At 55.5% G+C, this 15,212-nt stretch carries 11 protein-coding genes; 6 read left to right on the top strand and 5 right to left on the bottom strand.

The window, feature by feature from the left end:
* Positions 1–60: 60 nt before the first annotated feature.
* The 5 genes from BM174_RS02970 (at position 61) to BM174_RS02950 (ending at position 8,386) form a co-directional block, all read left to right on the top strand.
* A complete protein-coding gene (locus BM174_RS02970; protein ID WP_143092415.1) occupies positions 61–873 on the top strand; it encodes a hypothetical protein in 813 nt (270 codons plus the stop codon).
* A gap of 366 nt (positions 874–1,239) precedes the next feature.
* On the top strand, positions 1,240–3,702 hold the full coding sequence (hsdR, locus tag BM174_RS02965) for an EcoAI/FtnUII family type I restriction enzme subunit R (RefSeq protein WP_093922348.1): 2,463 nt from the start codon (positions 1,240–1,242) through the stop codon (positions 3,700–3,702).
* A 3-nt stretch (positions 3,703–3,705) separates the two neighbouring features.
* Positions 3,706–5,154, top strand: coding sequence for a class I SAM-dependent DNA methyltransferase (locus BM174_RS02960; protein ID WP_093922347.1), 1,449 nt, complete (start codon positions 3,706–3,708; stop codon positions 5,152–5,154).
* Positions 5,151–6,905, top strand: coding sequence for a restriction endonuclease subunit S (locus BM174_RS02955; RefSeq protein WP_093922346.1), 1,755 nt, complete (start codon positions 5,151–5,153; stop codon positions 6,903–6,905). Before BM174_RS02960 ends, BM174_RS02955 begins: the two co-directional genes overlap by 4 nt.
* Positions 6,902–8,386, top strand: coding sequence for a hypothetical protein (locus tag BM174_RS02950; protein ID WP_093922345.1), 1,485 nt, complete (start codon positions 6,902–6,904; stop codon positions 8,384–8,386). Before BM174_RS02955 ends, BM174_RS02950 begins: the two co-directional genes overlap by 4 nt.
* A gap of 33 nt (positions 8,387–8,419) precedes the next feature.
* On the opposite strand, the gene BM174_RS02945 is transcribed toward BM174_RS02950, so the two are convergent.
* The 3 genes from BM174_RS02945 to BM174_RS02935 are packed head-to-tail and all read right to left on the bottom strand — an operon-like array spanning position 8,420 to position 12,000.
* The gene (locus BM174_RS02945) at positions 8,420–10,438 is read right to left on the bottom strand and encodes an ATP-binding protein (protein ID WP_093922344.1); all 2,019 of its coding nucleotides are present in this window, start codon (positions 10,436–10,438) and stop codon (positions 8,420–8,422) included.
* Positions 10,439–10,441: 3 nt separating this feature from the next.
* Positions 10,442–11,389 (bottom strand): metallophosphoesterase family protein, encoded by a 948-nt coding sequence (locus BM174_RS02940; RefSeq protein ID WP_093922343.1) that lies wholly within the window; start codon positions 11,387–11,389, stop codon positions 10,442–10,444.
* Positions 11,386–12,000: a hypothetical protein gene (locus BM174_RS02935; protein WP_143092414.1), complete on the bottom strand. Its 615-nt coding sequence runs from the start codon at positions 11,998–12,000 to the stop codon at positions 11,386–11,388. Before BM174_RS02935 ends, BM174_RS02940 begins: the two co-directional genes overlap by 4 nt.
* Positions 12,001–12,786: 786 nt before the next feature.
* Between BM174_RS02935 and BM174_RS21690 the strand changes: the two genes are divergently transcribed.
* Positions 12,787–13,017, top strand: coding sequence for a uracil-DNA glycosylase family protein (locus tag BM174_RS21690; RefSeq protein WP_093922340.1), 231 nt, complete (start codon positions 12,787–12,789; stop codon positions 13,015–13,017).
* A gap of 22 nt (positions 13,018–13,039) precedes the next feature.
* On the opposite strand, the gene BM174_RS02920 is transcribed toward BM174_RS21690, so the two are convergent.
* Complete coding sequence (locus tag BM174_RS02920) at positions 13,040–14,326, bottom strand: porin family protein (protein WP_093922339.1); 1,287 nt, start codon at positions 14,324–14,326, stop codon at positions 13,040–13,042.
* 89 nt (positions 14,327–14,415) lie between these two features.
* On the bottom strand, positions 14,416–15,111 hold the full coding sequence (locus BM174_RS02915) for a hypothetical protein (protein ID WP_093922338.1): 696 nt from the start codon (positions 15,109–15,111) through the stop codon (positions 14,416–14,418).
* Positions 15,112–15,212 lie beyond the last annotated feature (101 nt).

The raw sequence follows: 15,212 nt of genomic DNA, 5'->3' as shown, positions 1-15,212 counted from the left end.
TCAAAACGCTGGACATGGCATACACTTTTATATTTTGTGACAATCGAATTGGAGAAAAAAATGGGACGATCCGCTGCACTTATTGGACTTATCACCTTCGTTCTGACGTTACCGGTCGCCACAGCTGCGCGAGACAGGTTCTCTTCGTTATCAGGTGATGTTCGTATCGTCGGTGGAGCCATGGACATCAAAGCTGTAGCCGTTGGAGATCGAGTTTTCCCGCTCGAAGTCTCATATGCTGCGGAACTGATCGACAAGATAGGTAACCTGATCCTGGTTGCGATCTACAGCGGCGGCACCGGTTGTCCTGCGGAGTTTGCCTGGCTAAACACCACGCCGGGCAAAGTTGGCCTTAGTGAAACTTTCGGCACTTGTGCTGACGTACCCGAGGTAAGCTACGACGCGGAGACTGTAACTGTCACCATGAACTCCTTTGATGCCAGCGAGGGGCTGGTCGCTTTTGTGTATGATGGTGAACAGATCGAGCGTCGTTCGCTGGGCCTCGTGAGCTCGGATATTGCACGAACGTCTAAGGGCGATGTAAACGCGTGGATCGGCGAAAGCCCCTATGAATATTTGACAGCGCCTGAACATGAGGCAGAGATGATTGCCAATGTCGGTTGGGATGTGCTCGACGAATTGCGCAATACTATGATTATCGGATCGCAAGAAATGATCGTGGAGGGAAACTGGATCGTCGGATCAGGTTGCCAACCGCATATGTGCAACACTGACTTTGCGGCCATGGCATTGCACCGCGGCAGCGGGAACTTCATCGCCGCTATTAAGCGGGATGGGGTCGTGCCGCGCCTCATCGGCAAGCCCCCAGAAGCGCTGCCTGTGACAATCCGAAAAGTCATGACATCGCGTTGATCGGCACCGACGCAACGTGGTGGTGTCAGGCAGACCATATAGTGAACCGCCCAAGTTTCGGGCTCAGCACTGTGGTTCGGAGTCCCTCCAAAGACCGCCAGCTGCGCGTAGAGGAAATACGGCCGGCAAAGTGCTAAAGTCGATGTTTCTGAAGGATCACACGGACGAAGTTGATTAATCGTCTTCTGTTGGCCCATGCTCTGCAGTTGCAGCAACCTGCAGTATTTTCCTTTAATGCGCGACAAACCAGGATTTGAGTTCAATTGCCGTTGCCGAATAACCTGAATCCCGTCTAACGTCTCATAACAAAAGATTTAATTGATTTTCTGCCCCTAGTGGCATGCTACTTGACCGGGAAATATTTGTATGGACAAGCGATTGCTCAGTGAGCGTGACATCTGCACAAAGTACATCACCCCTGCGCTTCGCGGATCTGGTTGGGATGAAATCACCCAAGTTCGTGAAGAAGTTAGCTTTACCAAAGGTCGGATCATCGTCAGAGGCAAATTGGTAAGCCGTGGTAAGGGCAAACGCGCTGATTATATCCTTTCCGTTAAGCCGAACATTCCTATCGCCATCATTGAGGCGAAGGAAAACACCCAGGCCATTGGTGCGGGGCTTCAACAAGGTTTGGCATACGCAGAAACCCTAGAAATTCCATTTGTCTTTTCTTCGAATGGTGACGGTTTCGTTTTCCATGATCGGACCGGGATGAGCCCGACACCCGAGGTTTCGCTTGCTCTGAATGAGTTTCCATCACCTGAGGAGCTTTGGGCGCGGTATTGCCAGTGGAAGGGTCTGTCAGATGACGCGTCAGCCGTGGCCTTACAGGACTACTTTGACGACGGCAGCGGCAAGGCGCCGCGCTATTACCAGATCAATGCCGTAAACTCTACTATGGAGGCCATAGCAAAAGGGCAGGACCGGGTTCTTCTGGTTATGGCCACAGGCACTGGCAAGACTTACACAGCGTTTCAGATAATTTGGCGACTTTGGAAGGCAGGCAAGAAGAAGCGCATCCTATTTTTGGCTGATCGAAACGTGTTGATCGACCAAACGATGGTGAACGACTTCAGGCCCTTCGCAGGCAATATGGCCAAACTGTCAACGCATGCGAAAACCATTGAGAGGGCAGACGGCACTTCTACTGATTTGACGCTAGCTTTAGATAAGCGTCGCAGGATCGACACGTCTTATGAAATCTACCTCGGTCTATACCAAGCAATTACAGGTCCGGATGAAAGCCAAAAGATTTATAAGGAGTTCTCGCCCGACTTCTTTGACCTGATCGTCATTGATGAGTGCCACCGGGGCAGTGCGGCTGACGATTCTGCTTGGCGGGAAATCCTAGCCCATTTCACGTCAGCGACCCAGATCGGCCTGACTGCTACGCCAAAGGAGACCGAGTATGCGTCAAACATCGATTACTTCGGTGAACCTGTTTACAGCTATTCGCTGAAGCAGGGCATTCGCGACGGTTTTTTGGCACCTTACAAGGTCATCAAGGTTCACATCGACCGCGACGTTCAAGGCTATCGACCTGTTCAGGGGCAACTCGACCGCGATGGCGAAGAGGTTGAAGATCGCATTTACAATGCCAAGGATTTCGACCGCACGCTGGTTTTGGAAGATCGTACCAAGCTGGTAGCCCAAAAGGTGACAGAGTTTCTAAAGCAAAGCGGCGACAGAATGGCAAAGACCATCGTTTTCTGCGTAGATCAAGAACACGCTGCCCGCATGCGCCAGGCCTTGATAAACGAAAACGCCGATCTGGTGGCGCAAAATCACCGTTACGTTATGCGCATCACCGGCAATGACAAAAATGGCCTAGACCAGCTTGGGAATTTCATCGACCCCGAGGCACCCTATCCAGTGATCGCAACGACCTCACGGCTTCTCTCCACCGGCGTTGACGCGCAGACCTGTCGATTGATCGTGCTCGACCGCGAGGTCGGATCCATGACTGAGTTCAAACAGATTATTGGCCGAGGGACCCGCGTACATGAGGATACCCAAAAGCTTTTCTTCACGGTGATGGATTTCCGTGGGTCGACCAGTCATTTTGCAGACCCCGAATTCGATGGTGAGCCCGTCCAAATCTACCAACCTGGCCCTGATGATCCGATTGCGCCTCCGGATGATGTCCCGCAGACTGATATTGATGGCGAGCCTTTGTCGCCGGAACCGAGTGACGACGAAACGGTTCTTATCGATCCGGTTGATCCGCTTGATCCGCTTAATAGCAAAACTGGCGGTGGACCGATCCGTAAGGTCTACGTAGACGGTGTAGGGGCGATCATTGTAGCTGAACGCGTGGAATACCTGGATGAAGACGGAAAGCTGATTACAGAGTCCCTACGAGACTATACCCGCAAAGCACTGCAGCGGCAGTTTGCCAGCCTCGATCAATTCCTTAAGCGCTGGAATGGCGAAGGACGCAAGCAGGCTGTATTCGAAGAGCTGGAAGCCGAAGGCCTTCCTTTCGATGTGATCGCAGCGGAGCTTGGCAAGGACCTTGATCCGTTCGACCTGATCTGCCACATCGCCTTTGACGCCAAACCCCTAACCCGACGAGAGCGGGCCGAAAGCGTGAAGAAGCGCGATGCGTTCACCAAGTATGGTCCACAGGCGAAAGCCGTTCTCGAAGCTCTGCTGGAAAAATATGCCGATGAAGGCGTTATGGACCTCGACGACCTCGGTGTTCTGAAGATCGCACCGTTCAGTGGCATGGGAAGTGTGATTGAACTTGTCCGTGCTTTCGGTGGAAAACCCAAATTCGAACAGGCCGTTCACGACCTGCAGTCTGCAATATACCAAGAAAGCGCATAACTCATGTCCGTCCGTACCCTCGTTAAGTCCATCCAGGACATCATGCGCAAAGACACCGGCGTGGATGGCGATGCTCAGCGCATCAGTCAGCTGTGCTGGATGTTCTTCCTCAAGATCATCGACGATCAGGATCAGGAACTCGAGCTGACGAAAGAGGACTATACCTCGCCCATCCCTGATGCCCTGCAATGGCGCGCCTGGGCGGCGGACCCCGAGGGGATCACGGGCGACACGCTGCTGGATTTCGTGAACAACACCCTGTTCACGCAACTCAAAGCGCTGCCCACCAATGCAGGCCCCCGCGCCAAGGTCGTCCGCGATGTGTTCGAGGATGCCTACAACTACATGAAATCCGGCCAGCTGATGCGGCAGATGATCAACAAGATCAACGAGGTTGACTTCAACAATCTGACCGAGCGCCAACACTTCGGCGACATCTACGAGCAAATCCTGAACGATCTGCAAAATGCAGGCAACGCGGGCGAATACTACACCCCGCGCGCCGTCACCGCCTTTATGGTGCAACAGATCGACCCGCACCCTGGCGAAATCATGTTCGACCCTGCCTGCGGCACCGGCGGCTTTCTGACCTGCGCCATGCGCCACATGCGCGAGCGCTACGTCAAACGCCCCGAACATGAGGCACAGATGCAGGGCGCCCTGCGCGCCGTGGAAAAGAAACCGCTGCCCCACATGCTTTGCGTCACCAACATGCTGCTCAACGGGGTCGAGGAACCTGACTTCGTGCGCCACGACAACACGCTCGCCCGCCCCTTGGTCAGTTGGACCCGTGATGAAAGGGTCGACATCGTCCTGACCAATCCGCCTTTTGGCGGCAAGGAAGAGGACGGGATCGAAAGCAACTTCCCCACCTTCAAGACCCGGGAGACCGCCGATCTGTTCCTCGCCCTGATCATCCGCCTGCTCAAACTGGGTGGCCGCGCCGCGGTGGTCCTGCCCGATGGCTCGCTGTTCGGCGAAGGCATCAAGACCCGGCTCAAGGAACACCTGATGGAGGAATGCAACCTGCACACCATCGTGCGGCTGCCGAACTCGGTCTTCAAACCCTATGCCTCCATCGGCACCAACCTGCTGTTCTTTGAAAAGGGCACGCCCACGCAGGACATCTGGTATTGGGAACACCGCGTGCCCGAGGGGCAAAAAGCCTATTCAATGACCAAGCCGATCCGGCTGGATCATTTGGACGACTGCGCCGCATGGTGGGGCGGGGCCGCGCGGGAAGGCCGCGTCGAAGGCCCGCAGGCGTGGAAGGTGACGGCGGACGAGATCAAGGCGCGTGGCTATAATCTGGACGTCAAGAACCCCCATGCGGTGGAGGAGGATCACGGCGATCCCGAAACCCTGCTGGCCGAGTTGGACGGGGCAGAGGCCGAGGTCGCCGCCATCCGTGATCAGTTAAGAGCAATTTTGACTGAGGCGCTTATTCAATGAGTTTTGATCGGCTGCTGGCGTCCTTTGAAAAGATTGGTGACGATCCTGACCGCATTCAACAATTTCGAAAGATTGCCATCGCTTTGGCGATTTCAGGCAATCTGGACACGCCTTCAACAACGATGCCACCTGAGAAAATTCTCGAAGCCCTTGAAAAGGTTAAGGCCAATCTGATTAAGAAAGGCGAACTACCAAAACAGAAGAAGTTTGATGCACTCACTGATGAGGATTTCCCGGAAAGTTTTTCAGGTGTTTCCCGCTTTGCAAGATTGGGGTCACTTGCGCGGATAGAAAAGGGGCAAACCGGGATACAACAGGCGCAGCCCGGTACATTCCCACTTGTCGTGACAGCAGCCGAACGGGGCACTTGCGATCATTTTGATTTTGATGGTGCCGCCGCCATCGTGCCGTTGGTGTCTTCCACGGGCCACGGCAACGCCAGCCTGAATCGACTGCATTATCAGGAAGGAAAGTTCGCGCTGGGCACCATCCTTGTGGCGATATTTCCGCATGATCCTAGCCTGATTTCCGCTCGGTTCATCTTCGAATATCTTTCGGCTTTCAAAGACGAATTGCTGGTGGCGCGTATGACGGGCACCGCCAATGTCACACTGAGTGTCGGGCGGGTCGCGGAGGTGCCAGTGCCCTTGGTTTGCCCTGAGGTTCAGGCCAAGGTGGATGAGTTGATGGCGCTGTGTGATCGGTTGGAAGAGGCCCGCACGGCGCGCGAGGGGGTGCGCTACAAGCTCACCGCCGCCAGCCTCGCCCGCCTGACCGCACCCGAGAACGCACAAGCACAGACAGGCGAGAGCAAGCGAACGGGCAACGGTTCTCCGTCCGGCCCGGCGCGCTTAAAAGACGCGGATTTCCATTCCCACGCCCGCTTTGCCCTGGAATTCCTCCCCGCCCTCACAACCCGCCCCGACCAAATCAAACCCCTCCGCCAAACCATCCTGAACCTCGCCGTGCGCGGGAAGCTGGTGGAGCAGGATGCTTGTGATGAAGCTCCCTCTTTGGCGTTGAGTCGAATTGCTGCTGAGCGTGATGAACTTGTTCGGAACAAGATCATTCGGCGGGAGAAGCCTCTTGCGGGTGTTGATCCAACTGAGTTGCCTTTCGAAATTCCGAAGGGATGGAACTGGGCGCGGGTAGGAGATTTGTCACTATTTACGCAATATGGTACGTCCGAAAAGTCGCATCCAGTGGACAAAGGTGTCCCCGTTCTTGCGATGGGGAATATTCAAGATGGCCGAGTTATTTGGGGCAATGATAAGAAAATCCCTGCAACATCAAAAGAATTGCCGAACCTGTTTCTAAAGACATTCGATCTTCTCTATAATCGCACGAATAGCGCTGAATTGGTTGGCAAGACAGGCCTCTATCTCGGCGAAGATGATTGCCGCACCTTTGCGTCCTATCTGATCCGGATACGCCTGTCATCGCAGTCAACCTCGCCATACTATTTGAACCTGGCAATGAATGCTCCAGTCTTTCGGGACACGCAGATTGTCCCGTTGATCAAAAAACAGACAGGGCAGGCAAACGTTAACGGGACGGCGTTGAAAAATATGTTGGTCCCCCTCCCACCCCTCGCCGAACAACACCGCATCGTGGCCAAGGTCGATGCCCTGATGGCCCTCTGCGATCGGCTGGAGGCCAGCCTCGCCACCGCCGACACCACCCGCCAACGCCTCCTCACCGCCCTTTTGCATGAAGCGCTAGAACCCGCCGCAGAACTGGAAATTGCATGACGTTGAAAACCACCGAGGCAGAGCGGCTTCTGACCACCCGATTTGGTGAACCCGTCAAAGCCCCGACCGACTATGTTGTCGGCTTTCGCACGGGAACCGGAAAAGTGCTGGCGATGCACCGGCAAGCCAGTGAAACCCGTATCTGGTTTCAGCCACCTGCGCCTCCATCGCTTATAGGGGTGAAGCTTCTCGCCGAACCGAACAATGGCAACTCCAACATCAATGGTCCGCTGTTACCTTTGACTCGCTCAGACACCCTCCGGGCCGAGATTGACAGCGTGGCTGCTTTACAGCGCTTCATTGATTGGTACGGAGGTGGTCTTGCCCCTGAAACCGCAGCCTCCCCGACACTGCGCCCCTTTGACTTTAAGGCCGTGTTTGCCCGCTTCCAAAGCCTGGTCACGGAACGGTCTGGTCATCCATTTGAGACCTTTGAAGATGGGTTGGCGGCCAGTTGGGAAAACTACAAACCGCTACTGCGTGATCATGCCCTTACATTGATGCGCGCTGACACTTGGGACGAGACCAGCATCGGTTCCGGAATAATCCTTCAGCATGTGATTGATGCAATCGAAATCCAAAAGGATAGTCGCACGAACCTCACCAACAATCTTTTGTTCTGGCAAAACAGATACGGCCATGCGAACCGCGAGCATCGAATCTTGTTGGAGGCACTACATACTTCCCGCCAGCGACAAGAGGTGGAAGCGCTGCTCTTCGGGCTTTATAGGGGGGATGCTGACGACGCGGCGATATTTGATCGTCTTGCAGGCATGGGTGGAAAGTACACTTTGATTGCCTACCTGTTCTTTCTCAAGAACATGGATCGCTATATGCCGATCCAACCCACCGGGTTTGACCGGGCTTTCGACATGATGGGCATCGAATTCTCGACCCTGCGGAAATGTTCATGGGGTAACTATTCTACATATCTTGCAATCCTCGACTCCCTGCGTCCGCTGATTGCGCAAGAGGCAAAGCTGGCATCTGTCCAGCTTGTTGATTCACATTCATTTGTTTGGATTTTGGCATCACTCCTTAAACGGGAGGCGGCAGGTCAGCTGACGGTGTCTAGCGACAAACCGTCCGATGGCCGCGTTCTAGGCAGTCGTGAAAGATCGATTATTGCGATGCGTGGCTCTGTCGAAAACACAGTCAAAGGCTCAAATGGTCAGGTGGTCGAGCGCTTGGTGAAAAACAAAGAGCTACGGATGTCTTTGTATGAGCTGGAGGTCACCATTGCGCGCCTGCTTGATATACAAAATAATTGTTGCGCCCTGACCGGCATTCACTTTCAGTTCCACGGTGGTGAGGCTGACCAAAACCTGCTGCCATCGTTGGACAGAATTGACAGCAACGGGCACTATGAAGTTGGAAACTTGCAGGTTGTTTGCCAGTTCATCAATTTCTGGAAAAGTGATGGCGACAATGAGATGTTTGCCCAGCTCCTTATGCTCGTAAGGGGGCAGGAGGCGATCTAAAATGTTCCAGTTCAAATCCGTAAACCTGGGGCCCTAAATGCCTCCCAACTCGATCATGTAATCCGCCTCTGGCCGCTTATGGGTAACCAGCAAGATCTGGCCCAGCCGCGACTTTAGGGCCTCAAACATGGCGGCAGTATTGGCCGTGCGGTTCTGATCCATGCTCGCATCAATCTCGTCCCCGATAAAGACTGGGAAGATACCCTGGGTGAGGACCTGTCCGAGGCCGAGCCGGAGCGCCAGACAGGCCACGGCCTTGCCTGAGCCTGAGAGGGTATTCAGCGCTTGCCCGTCTACGGTGATGGCAAAACACTCGTCGGCGTAAATGATCTGTCGCTCGCCGCCGGTCATTTGCGCCAGATACTGGCTTGCCACCTTGTTCAGAGATGGGAGCAGGTGTTGTTTGACCATGCCACGAAGGTTGGTCAGCGCTTGCCGTGCCCGTTCCCAATCCTCAGCCTCCTTCAGACTGTCGGAAACCTCAGCCATGCCTTCAGTATAGCGTTGCAGGTCCAGCTCAAAGCGGATGCGAAGCGTGTCGTATAGGACCACGGCGCTACGCAGAGTAGCCAGCTTATCGTAGCCCTTAACCGGCTCTATCAGCGTTGCGATTTCTGCTTGCGCCGCCTTGAAAGCGCGCTGCCAGATGTCAAAGGCCGTCTGTTGATCTCGGTAAAGCGCCAGACGGTCTTCGAAGCGCTGCCGCTCTCGCAATTGTGCAACGTAGTCCGGCAGACCGGCAAGCGCCATATCCAAGGATTTGATCTCCTGGTTCAGCTCCGAGCGGCGAATTGCATAGCCGTTGCGAAGCCGGTGGTTTTCAATCTCAGCAAAGTCTAGGGCAGGGCGCTCGCAGGGGTGAACATCTGCCAGGGATGTCAGCTGCGGCTGGATGTCTTCCCATGCCTGTGCCGCCCTCAGAAGGGCCAACAGGGCCTTGCGCTCCGTCGGAACACCCTCAGGCTTCTCAACATCATTCACCAACGCCAGATCGGCTGCGATGGCCTCAATGCTGGCTGTTTCCACGGGCCATTGGTGGGCACAGGACGGGCAGATGTGCACACCCTTTGATCTTAGCGCTGCAATCCGGTGCCTCAGATGTTCAGCATCCTGAAATGCCATGGCTTGCTTGACCTTCTGAACGCCCGCGCCGGGATCAGGTGCACTGGCCAGCAACCGCTGCTTGTTTTGCCACTGTTGAAACCCGTCACTTTGACCCGCAATCTTGGCAAGCTCGGAGTCACTGTAGGGCGACGGCTTCGGCAGTGCGGTCAATTCCATCTCAGCGGCTCTCAAGCGGGCATTCATCCCATCTTGGCTCGACGCCAAAGCCTGCAGCTCTGGGACCGGGGTCGAGACGGTTTCGTGTGGGGGCGTGGGTGGGCTGCGTGTCTCGGTGGTAACGCCTCGCAAATGGTCCAAGCGGGTGCGGGCCTTGGCCAGGTCAGCCAAATCTGCATCGATCTCGCTCAGCAAGCGGTAGTCATCAGGCTTGGGTGGTGGTTCCGGGGCGCGCAGGTTCTGCGAGAGGTCCCTGGCACGACGTTTCAGGGCATTGGCCTCATCGCCCGCAGATTTGGCCAGTTCTTCAATGACGCCAACGCCGATGACGCTGTCGACCAGGCGCTTGCGTTCAGCGGGCTTCATCGTCCCTAACGCCTCGATTTCGCCCTGTAAGGCTACGCAGGAGGCATCAAACACCTCCAGACCAAAACCAAAAAGCTCGACAACCTTCTGGTTTACTGGCGTTGTCCCCACGGCAATCTGATCAGGACCTCGAAACAGCGTGGCATGAGACGCGGTCCGTTCGATCACATAGGGCTTGCCCTTAAGAACGATCTCCAATCGGGCGCTGGCCTTCTTGTAGTCGCCGATCTTGCCACGAAGGGCTGCGGAACCAAAGAGGCACCAGCGGATCATTTCGACAACAAGGGATTTCCCGCTCTCATTTGCGCCAGTAAGGATCCCGAAACCCGGGCGAAAGGTGATGTTCTCGGTCAGGGTCTTACCGGTTGTTGAAAAGGTCACCGTGTAGCGAATGGAGTGCAGCATGGATCATGCCTCCCGGGATAAGCGGCGGTCATGAAACCGCTGCAGCATTGTGTTGGACAGCGTGTCGGAGACCCTGGCGTCTTCAAAAGCTCGCCGAAACAAGGCCTCGATGTCGAACTCGCCCAGTGTCACCTCCTCGGCCTCAGCTGCGGCCTCAGCCACGCGCTTTACGGTTAGTTGCAGACAGTCGATCTCTTGATCCACGGTCTCGCCCGCTGCCAACAGGATGCGGACACACTTGTCCTGAAGGTCGCCTGCTTCATTCAACTCAGCGAGAGGCAAGGTGACATAAAGGGTGTCGTCACTTTCTTCGCCATGGGCAAAGGGTTGGAGCGATCCAAAGACCGTGACGTCAACGCCATCTCGCGTAAATTCGGTGGCCTTATGCTCATGGCCGTTGAACACCTTGTCTATCCCTAGACTGGCGAGCTTCTGAAGCGGGATAAGGTTGGTGTTACTGCCAAACCCTGTTGTATCTGCATGAAAAAACGCAGCCAAGGCACCGCGATGGTCTTCAGTGATCCGGTCCGCCAACGGGGTGACCGGATCATAGCCGACAAACAGATGATTTCGAACTACCACCGGATCTGTCACGATGGTGACATTGTCAGCTGACGCCACAAGACGTGCGAAGAGGTCAAAAGCTGAAGCGCGCTCGAGGTCTCTTAAGAGATCATGGTTGCCACGCAGAATTATGAACTGCGTCTCGGGCTTCTCTGCGGCAGTATGCAAGTAGACATCGGCGGCTCGCAAGATCGCATCATAGGGTACAATCGCCCGATCAAATAAATCCCCTAGGCACACATGGAGATCAGCCTTGGTGGCTGCCAGGTTGACGGCAAACGCTTGCCAGACCATCTCTTCTCGCTCGCCGCGCCGATGAAGGGGCACACCGTGAACGAAGGATTTCGCCAGATGCGGATCGCCCATCAGATCAATCGTCAACATCATAGACTCCGCACGTTGGAATAGGTCAGTACACCCCAATCGCCTTTCTGGTTCGACTGCGGCTCAAACCCCAGATCCATCTGCACAGCACTGCTGTGTATATCGATGCCGGTCCGCTGAGCGGACCGCAGGAACCGCTGGAAAAACTTCCAACCGGTAATGGAGATCGAATGCCCCAAAACATCGCCAGGTTGGACCAAGACGTCGCCCTTGCGGTCCCTGAGTGTACCACAAGAAACAAAGGGCACGTCTGCCGTCGGGAATTCAGACGCTTCAGGATCCACCTGTCTGGCTTGGCGCAGAACGTCGCGCCAGGCCAGGCCTCGCGCATCGGTAACGTGGTCGAAGGTCTTTGCATAAAATGCCGGGTTCCCAAACCGCAATCCAAAGCAATATTGGATCTCGGCAAAGTGCAGCTCGACGGGCAAAGCGGCAAATATCGTGGTATCCTCGCCGATGGTCATGCCGAACCTCGATACCTTGAGCCAAGCGTCGATGGCGAGACCGCCAACAAGCATGTCATCCACCGTTAGAGGAGAGGCCGGGGGCGCGAATATCGGATCTTTGCCATTGGATAGGACTGGGGGTATTGACCCCGGTTCAGGGCTGGTCATGTCGGTTCTCCACTGATGGTTTGAGGGTAAGTATTTGTGTCTTGGCGGCCCTGTTGCGGACTCGGAGGTCTGACCGGTTCGCTGGGGCAAGCGGGTCTGGTACTTTGCGTCGACTCCCACCGGAAGCTCGCGATGCTGCTGCCGCTTCACCCTGGCATCCGTGATGTCGTGTTTGACCGGGACGAGACCAATCTTGAACGCAAATTTGGTACGGTCTATCGGTCCACAATCCCGTTTGGGTCGATGGGCGTAATCATCGCATCGCCCGTCCGCGCAAGGTGTCCGACGGCTGTCGTAGTCGGATTTCGGTCAGTTTGGGATCAAATAGCGGCCTAGTGGAGGCGGTAGGCCGTGGCGGGCTGGTTGTAGTGGCCCGAAGGCGTCTGCTGCAGGCTCGCGGCGGACAAGCGGCGCTCCTGCGCAATTTCCGACTGTCGTGGCTGCCTGCATGTCGTTCCGGCCCTAACCAGCCATTCAATCGCTGACCTATTGCTGCAATGCAGCCCGTCAGAGCGGCCATTCGCACATCGTGCAGCAATTTTTTAGGTCAGATGACCGCAGAGCGGACTTTACGGTTCTCTGTTTGCGGAGAAGTCAAGAAGCTGGGTTACTGGTCTTTCGGGGTCGTGGTTCTCTTCTGGGCTCTAACTACACTATATTTTTCAATAAAATTAGATATTTAACCCCTAAAAGTGCCCCACTTTTAGGGTGCTTTGGAAAAGTGGGCACTTTTGTTCTGGAATTTGATCCATATTGCTGGATAACAGCGACCAACCGGAATGAAGTATGTGCTTTGCAGGACCAGACTACCGCCTTGGGGATCAACATCCTAAAATCGCAATTGTTGGTGCCTGCCCAGGAGCACAAGAAGAAGAACAAGGTAGGCCGTTCATCGAGGACGCTGGGACACACCTTGCTGAGATGATACGGATCATCAACGCTATAAGCCCTGCTAAATTCCCTTCGGCAAACCGCGACAGGTCCAGTCCTTGCAGAGACTGCTTCGCATTGGTCTGACAGCACCCTCTAGAGGCCTTCCTCAAAACGAGCGTGTGAAACCGATACTGGCGCCAAGGTTTCGATAGCTATTGAGAACGATGTTGGAGGTCTGATGTTCCGCTCTGACCTTGAAAACGGGGGCGAATCCTTGAAAGTTCCATTTCTGGTTGGTCAGTTGGATCGTACTAGAGGCCTTTCGATCACTGCGCGCCACCCCAAAAAGCGGATGCACCCCTCTAAAGTCGTTCAAGTCGTAGGACAGGTCCAGCCCAAGCCGCAAGCCGTTTGCGAACGTATAGTCACCGCCGAGGGTAAGGCCGCGCGCGAATCCCGCAGCCGGGGCGTATTGACTTGAACGGGTCTCAAGTCTCAGCCCTGTACGCAGGACCCATCTAGGAGAAACAGCATAGGACAACTGTGCTTGGGCGGCGGTCTGTTTCGTGTCGTATCGACCTTGCACGTAGGTCAACTTTTCATGCTGCGCCGCGAGGTCAATTCGCGCGCGGTTGCCAAGGGTCTTTCCATAGGTAAGTCCTAGACCGTGACTGCGCGAATAGTGTGTCTCATCAATCCAGCGTTGCGTGGCATAAATCTCAACCAAAAGGCGTCGGCCGTCGGCGTTAAAATCTATCAGGCCAGTATGAGCGCGTAGAATGACATCGTTGGGCGCATTGCCATCAAACAGGCGGGCGTTGACATCCAAGCCGAAGCGCGCATGCAACCGCGCGGACAAGGGCGGGACCGCTGCGAGGCCAAACCCAAGTTCCACACCATTCGCCGCCTGCTCGCGCGCGGCAGGGGTAAGGTTGAACGACAGACCGCCCAGATTGACAGTTTCCGCCTGCGTCTGGCGGGCTGCATTGCTCTCCGGGATAAAGGCCATGCGAAAATAGCCCAGCCAATGTTTCGGTCGGTCGAGCCGAACGATCTGGGCATCGACGCGGTCGCGGACCTCGGGCCGTAAATCGGCATTTCGTACTTGCTCAAGATGGTAGCGTGCGCGCTCTGTCTGTCCCGCTGCGAGCAGAGCGCTTGTTAGTTCGAGCCGAAATGCCGGCTGCGCGGGCATCAGTGCGACAAGTTCGGCCAGAGGGGCAATCGCTTCATCGACCCGTCCCGCGCGCGCATTGGCAACACCGAGTATCCACAGACGGCGTAGGGTCTCTTGCTCAGTCGTTGGCTGGTAGGCCTGCACGGCGGAGATGACATCGGCGGCACGCCCGACATTGATCGCTTTTTCGGCGTCATCAAGGACAAATGCAAGCGTTTGTACAGGGAGCCACAGACACCATAACGCCCATAACGCGACAACCAGAGCGGGATGCATTTTTCGGTTCATGACGTCCCCAGTGTGATTACACAATGCGAAAGCGACAGGGCGTCCCTGCTGATTGCCCTTGCACCGGGTCACCGGACTTATTGTGTGGCATAAAAGGTGCCGCCGATGCCCACATCGAAGATTTGCGGTGACGGGTTGTTCACATCGTTGATCCCGCCATTCACGGTTCCGACCATTGCATTGCCACCGGGACCGAAGAAGTTGCCGCCAAACTGCAGGTTCGCGTCACCTTCCTGTCCGCCATTTTCTAACCGTCCTGTCATGTGAAACAGGAACGCCCCCGTGTTGATGTCCGGGATCGTATTGCCCGCAATGACCTGCGAGGGCGTATGTGTCCTGTTGATCGACGCGGGCATGGCTGGGTCGACGGTCAATTGCCCATTAATTGCAACAGAATTTGATGTGCCTGCTTCGGTTGCGACAATATTGCTGGCACCGCCGGAAAAAGGATTGGCTGCCTGTCCATCGGTCCAGGCTACATCGATATTTACGTCACCAATGATTTCTGCCGACTGCGGTGCAACAGTCGTTCCCTGAAGGTTGGCTGTTCCGCTGTTCACGCCGACCTTGAGTTGGCCCGTGTAGTTGGCGTTCAAACTGGTTGGCATGTCGCTCGTCGGCACGCGGGCGGTGGCTGCATCGAAGGCAGCTTCGTACCCCTGCGATCCCCCGATCCCGGCACCCGCAAGAATGCCACTGCTATTCGACAGGCAACCGGACAGGCCGCTTACAAGGCCAATGGACACCGCGGACACGAAAATTCTCTTGCTCATTTGATCAATCCCCTCAAAGTATAAAACATAGATAACGAACTATCCCGTCGCATTGATGCGTCGTCTGCCCCCTGTTCGGGGGGGATGCGGGATCTGCTAAT

It is taken from the genome of Sulfitobacter brevis (assembly GCF_900112755.1).
Classification (GTDB): domain Bacteria; phylum Pseudomonadota; class Alphaproteobacteria; order Rhodobacterales; family Rhodobacteraceae; genus Sulfitobacter; species Sulfitobacter brevis.
Note: the sequence above shows the minus strand (reverse complement) of the source record. Positions and strands in the feature narration are given on the sequence as shown.

What these genes read in the sequence shown, in the direction of transcription:
- BM174_RS21690 (WP_093922340.1), top strand. Translation starts at nt 12,787, where the DNA reads ATGTGCTTTGCAGGACCAGACTACCGCCTTGGGGATCAACATCCTAAA.
- BM174_RS02955 (WP_093922346.1), top strand. Translation starts at nt 5,151, where the DNA reads ATGAGTTTTGATCGGCTGCTGGCGTCCTTTGAAAAGATTGGTGACGAT.
- BM174_RS02915 (WP_093922338.1), bottom strand. Translation starts at nt 15,111, where the DNA reads ATGAGCAAGAGAATTTTCGTGTCCGCGGTGTCCATTGGCCTTGTAAGC.
- BM174_RS02920 (WP_093922339.1), bottom strand. Translation starts at nt 14,326, where the DNA reads ATGCATCCCGCTCTGGTTGTCGCGTTATGGGCGTTATGGTGTCTGTGG.
- BM174_RS02970 (WP_143092415.1), top strand. Translation starts at nt 61, where the DNA reads ATGGGACGATCCGCTGCACTTATTGGACTTATCACCTTCGTTCTGACG.
- BM174_RS02950 (WP_093922345.1), top strand. Translation starts at nt 6,902, where the DNA reads ATGACGTTGAAAACCACCGAGGCAGAGCGGCTTCTGACCACCCGATTT.
- hsdR (WP_093922348.1), top strand. Translation starts at nt 1,240, where the DNA reads ATGGACAAGCGATTGCTCAGTGAGCGTGACATCTGCACAAAGTACATC.
- BM174_RS02960 (WP_093922347.1), top strand. Translation starts at nt 3,706, where the DNA reads ATGTCCGTCCGTACCCTCGTTAAGTCCATCCAGGACATCATGCGCAAA.
- BM174_RS02940 (WP_093922343.1), bottom strand. Translation starts at nt 11,389, where the DNA reads ATGATGTTGACGATTGATCTGATGGGCGATCCGCATCTGGCGAAATCC.
- BM174_RS02945 (WP_093922344.1), bottom strand. Translation starts at nt 10,438, where the DNA reads ATGCTGCACTCCATTCGCTACACGGTGACCTTTTCAACAACCGGTAAG.
- BM174_RS02935 (WP_143092414.1), bottom strand. Translation starts at nt 12,000, where the DNA reads ATGACCAGCCCTGAACCGGGGTCAATACCCCCAGTCCTATCCAATGGC.